Below are 5,318 nucleotides of genomic sequence, written 5' to 3' on the forward strand. Positions count from 1 at the left end.
GTCCTACTCTCCCACACCGTCCCCGGTGCAGTACCATCGGCGCTGACAGGCTTAACTTCCGGGTTCGGAATGTAACCGGGTGTTTCCCTGCCGCTATGACCGCCGTAACCCCACGAAACACACAACCAGTGGTTGCTGTCTCTGAGATCACATAGTGAACGCGAACATCTATGGTCAAGTCCTCGGCCTATTAGTACCGGTCAGCTCCACACATTACTGCGCTTCCACTTCCGGCCTATCAACCCCATCATCTCTAGGGGGCCTTACCCACACACGGTGGTGGGAGACCTCATCTTGAGGCGAGCTTCCCGCTTAGATGCTTTCAGCGGTTATCCCTACCGAACGTAGCCAACCAGCCGTGCTCCTGGCGGAACAACTGGCACACCAGAGGTTCGTCCGTCCCGGTCCTCTCGTACTAGGGACAGCCCCTCGCAAGTCTCCTGCGCGCGCAGCGGATAGGGACCGAACTGTCTCGCGACGTTCTAAACCCAGCTCGCGTACCGCTTTAATGGGCGAACAGCCCAACCCTTGGGACCTACTCCAGCCCCAGGATGCGACGAGCCGACATCGAGGTGCCAAACCATCCCGTCGATATGGACTCTTGGGGAAGATCAGCCTGTTATCCCCGGGGTACCTTTTAGCCGTTGAGCGACACCGCTTCCACACGCCGATGCCGGATCACTAGTCCCAGCTTTCGCTCCTGCTCGACCCGTCAGTCTCACAGTCAAGCTCCCTTGTGCACTTACACTCGACACCTGATTGCCAACCAGGCTGAGGGAACCTTTGGGCGCCTCCGTTACCCTTTAGGAGGCAACCGCCCCAGTTAAACTACCCACCAGACACTGTCCCCCACCCGGATCCACGGGCGCGGGTTAGACGTCCAAAACGACCAGAGTGGTATTTCACCAATGACTCCACGATGACTAGCGTCACCGCTTCCCAGTCTCCCACCTATCCTACACAAGACGCTCCAAACGCCAATGTCAAGCTGTAGTGAAGGTCCCGGGGTCTTTCCGTCCTGCTGCGCGAAACGAGCATCTTTACTCGTACTGCAATTTCACCGGGCCTGTGGTTGAGACAGCGGGGAAGTCGTTACGCCATTCGTGCAGGTCGGAACTTACCCGACAAGGAATTTCGCTACCTTAGGATGGTTATAGTTACCACCGCCGTTTACCGGCGCTTAAGTTCTCACCTTCGCCAACACAAGTGCTGGCTAAGCGGTCCCCTTAACGTTCCGGCACCGGGCAGGCGTCAGTCCGTATACATCGTCTTACGACTTCGCACGGACCTGTGTTTTTAGTAAACAGTCGCTTCCCCCTGGCCACTGCGACCCCCACCAGCTTCGAACGCAAAGTCCTACACCAGCAGAGGTCCCCCTTCTCCCGAAGTTACGGGGGCAATTTGCCGAGTTCCTTAACCACAGTTCACCCGACCGCCTTGGTATTCTCTACCTGACCACCTGAGTCGGTTTAGGGTACGGGCCGCCGCGACACTCACTAGAGGCTTTTCTCGGCAGCATAGGATCACCCACTTCGCCACAATCGGCTCGGCATCACACCTCAGGCTTGTGTGCTGCGGATTTGCCTACAGCACGCCCTACATGCTTACCCCGGGACAACCACCGCCCGGGCTGGGCTACCTTCCTGCGTCACCCCATCGCTTACCTACTACCAGATCAGGCCAGGCGTTCACCCTGACGCCGGCTCCGAAGAGCCAACCGGGCTAAGGACCCTTAGTATCACTGGATTCGATATGGGCGCATCACAGCGGGTACGGGAATATCAACCCGTTGTCCATCGACTACGCCTGTCGGCCTCGCCTTAGGTCCCGACTTACCCTGGGCGGACGAACCTGCCCCAGGAACCCTTGGTCATCCGGCGCAGAAGATTCTCACTTCTGACTCGCTACTCATGCCTGCATTCTCACTCGCACGACCTCCACCACACGATCACTCGGCAGCTTCACCGGCTCGCACGACGCTCCCCTACCCACCACCAGCACAAGTGCCAGCGGTGCCACGACTTCGGCGGTGTACTTGAGCCCCGCTACATTGTCGGCGCAGAATCACTTGACCAGTGAGCTATTACGCACTCTTTCAAGGATGGCTGCTTCTAAGCCAACCTCCTGGTTGTCACTGCGACTCCACATCCTTTCCCACTTAGCACACGCTTAGGGGCCTTAGTCGGTGATCTGGGCTGTTTCCCTCTCGACCACGGAGCTTATCCCCCGCAGTCTCACTGCCACGCTCAACTTACCGGCATTCGAAGTTTGGCTGACGTCAGTAACCTTGTCGGGCCCATCAGCCATCCAGAGCCCTACCTCCGGCAAGCACACGCAACGCTGCACCTAAATGCATTTCGGGGAGAACCAGCTATCACGGAGTTTGATTGGCCTTTCACCCCTACACACAGGTCATCCCCCAGGTTTTCAACCCTGGTGGGTTCGGTCCTCCACGCAGTCTTACCCACGCTTCAACCTGCCCATGCGTAGATCACCCCGCTTCGGGTCTACAGCATGCGACTCAAACGCCCTATTCAGACTCGCTTTCGCTACGGCTCCCCCACACGGGTTAACCTCGCCACACACCATAACTCGCAGGCTCATTCTTCAAAAGGCACGCAGTCACATCACAAACAAGCAAGCTTGTTTACGCTCCTACGGCTTGTAGGCACACGGTTTCAGGTACTATTTCACAACCCCTCACCGGGGCGCTTTTCACCTTTCCCTCACGGTACTCGTCCACTATCGGTCACCAGGAAGTATTTAGGCTTACCAGGTGGTCCTGGCAGATTCACACAGGATTCCTCGAGCCCCGTGCTACTCGGGAACACCCCCAGCAGTCGGCAAGATTTCGCCTACCCGGCTATCACGGTCTACGGCCGCCCTTCCCAGAGCGTTCGACTACCCCACCGATTTCTCACTGCCTGAAGAGACGGCGGTCTCCTCCGGAAGGTCCCACAACCCCGCACACGCAACGCCCGCCGGCTATCACACGCGCACGGTTTAGCCTCCTCCGCTTTCGCTCACCACTACTCACGGAATCACTATTGTTTTCTTCTCCTACGGGTACTGAGATGTTTCACTTCCCCGCGTTACCACCAACCGCCCTATACATTCAGACGGCGGCAACACCACATGACTGGTGCTAGGTTTCCCCATTCGGACATCCCCGGATCAACGTCTGGTTGGCGACTCCCCGAGGCTTAACGCAGCCTCCCACGTCCTTCATCGGCTCCTGATGCCAAGGCATCCACCGTGTGCCCTAACTAACTTGGCCACAAAGATGCTCGCGTCCACTATGCAATTCACAAACAACAACCAGACAACCAGCCCACCCCACCACCAAACACCCGAACCCCCACCGCAAGCCCACCCACAACAGGCGAACCCACAAGCAAGGACCCCGGCCGGTATGGCAGGAGACCAGCCCTGAAGAAAACCAACCCCACCACGACCACCACAACCAGCAGCGGCCAGGCGAACGGGCCCGTTTCCTCAGGACCCAACAGTGTGCCCAACCAGTCACAACCCCCGAAGCCCACGCTCCCACTCCGTGATCACTCACGGCGGTACTAGCAGACCCGGCAACCACGACCGGCTGAATAACCAGTGCTCCACTAATGAGCGCACCAGGCAGGGAACATTCGCCCCTGAACCCGGCATGGACCAGACCCGAGACCACCACACCAACGTGTGGCAGCACCAACCAGGCCGGCCGAGTGCTCCTTAGAAAGGAGGTGATCCAGCCGCACCTTCCGGTACGGCTACCTTGTTACGACTTCGTCCCAATCGCCAGCCCCACCTTCGACCGCTCCCCCCACAAGTGGTTGGGCCACGGGCTTCGGGTGTTGCCGACTTTCGTGACGTGACGGGCGGTGTGTACAAGGCCCGGGAACGTATTCACCGCAGCGTTGCTGATCTGCGATTACTAGCGACTCCGACTTCATGGGGTCGAGTTGCAGACCCCAATCCGAACTGAGACCGGCTTTTAGGGATTCGCTCCACCTCACGGTATCGCAACCCTCTGTACCGACCATTGTAGCATGTTTGCAGCCCAAGACATAAGGGGCATGATGACTTGACGTCATCCCCACCTTCCTCCGAGTTGACCCCGGCAGTCTCCCATGAGTCCCCACCACCCCAAAGGGCGTGCTGGCAACATGGAACAAGGGTTGCGCTCGTTGCGGGACTTAACCCAACATCTCACGACACGAGCTGACGACAGCCATGCACCACCTGTACACCAGTCCAAAGGAGGGCTCTGTCTCCAGAGCTTTCCGGTGTATGTCAAACCTTGGTAAGGTTCTTCGCGTTGCGTCGAATTAAGCAACATGCTCCGCCGCTTGTGCGGGCCCCCGTCAATTCCTTTGAGTTTTAGCCTTGCGGCCGTACTCCCCAGGCGGGGCGCTTAATGCGTTAGCTACGGCACAGGAATCGTGGAAGACCCCCACACCTAGCGCCCAACGTTTACAGCGTGGACTACCAGGGTATCTAATCCTGTTCGCTCCCCACGCTTTCGCTCCTCAGCGTCAGAACTGGCCCAGCAAGCCGCCTTCGCCACCGGTGTTCCTCCTGATATCTGCGCATTTCACCGCTACACCAGGAATTCCGCTTGCCCCTACCAGCCTCTAGCCTGCCCGTATCCACCGCAGACCCGTAGTTAAGCCACGGGCTTTCACGGCAGACGCAACAAGCCACCTACGAGCTCTTTACGCCCAATAATTCCGGACAACGCTCGCGCCCTACGTATTACCGCGGCTGCTGGCACGTAGTTAGCCGGCGCTTCTTCTACAGGTACACGTCAACTTCGTCCCTGCTGAAAGAGGTTTACAACCCGAAGGCCGTCATCCCCCACGCGGCGTCGCTGCGTCAGGCTTCCGCCCATTGCGCAATATTCCCCACTGCTGCCTCCCGTAGGAGTCTGGGCCGTGTCTCAGTCCCAGTGTGGCCGGTCGCCCTCTCAGGCCGGCTACCCGTCGTCGCCTTGGTAGGCCATCACCCCACCAACAAGCTGATAGGCCGCGAGCCCATCCCCAACCGAAAAAACTTTCCACACCCACACCATGCGGAGGAGTGTCGTATCCGGTATTAGACCCGGTTTCCCAGGCTTATCCCAGAGTCAGGGGCAGGTTACTCACGTGTTACTCACCCGTTCGCCGCTCGAGTACCCCGAAGGGCCTTTCCGCTCGACTTGCATGTGTTAAGCACGCCGCCAGCGTTCGTCCTGAGCCAGGATCAAACTCTCCAAACAATGCTTGAAAAGAGATCACTCTGGCCGGCACCCCCCGGCTAAGGAAAGGTGCCGTCAAAGGAATCCG

General features: G+C 58.5%; 3 rRNA genes. All 3 read right to left on the reverse strand.

From position 1 onward, the window contains the following. Nucleotides 1-107: ribosomal RNA gene (gene rrf / locus FLV34_RS38685) — 5S ribosomal RNA — on the reverse strand; the annotation flags it as partial. 63 nt (nucleotides 108-170) lie between these two features. After that, nucleotides 171-3,277 (reverse strand): 23S ribosomal RNA (locus FLV34_RS38690). Nucleotides 3,278-3,730: 453 nt separating this feature from the next. Next, a 16S ribosomal RNA gene (locus FLV34_RS38695) occupies nucleotides 3,731-5,251 on the reverse strand. Nucleotides 5,252-5,318: the final 67 nt, after the last annotated feature.

The organism is Microbispora sp. CSR-4 (assembly GCF_008033685.1).
Lineage (GTDB): Bacteria > Actinomycetota > Actinomycetes > Streptosporangiales > Streptosporangiaceae > Microbispora.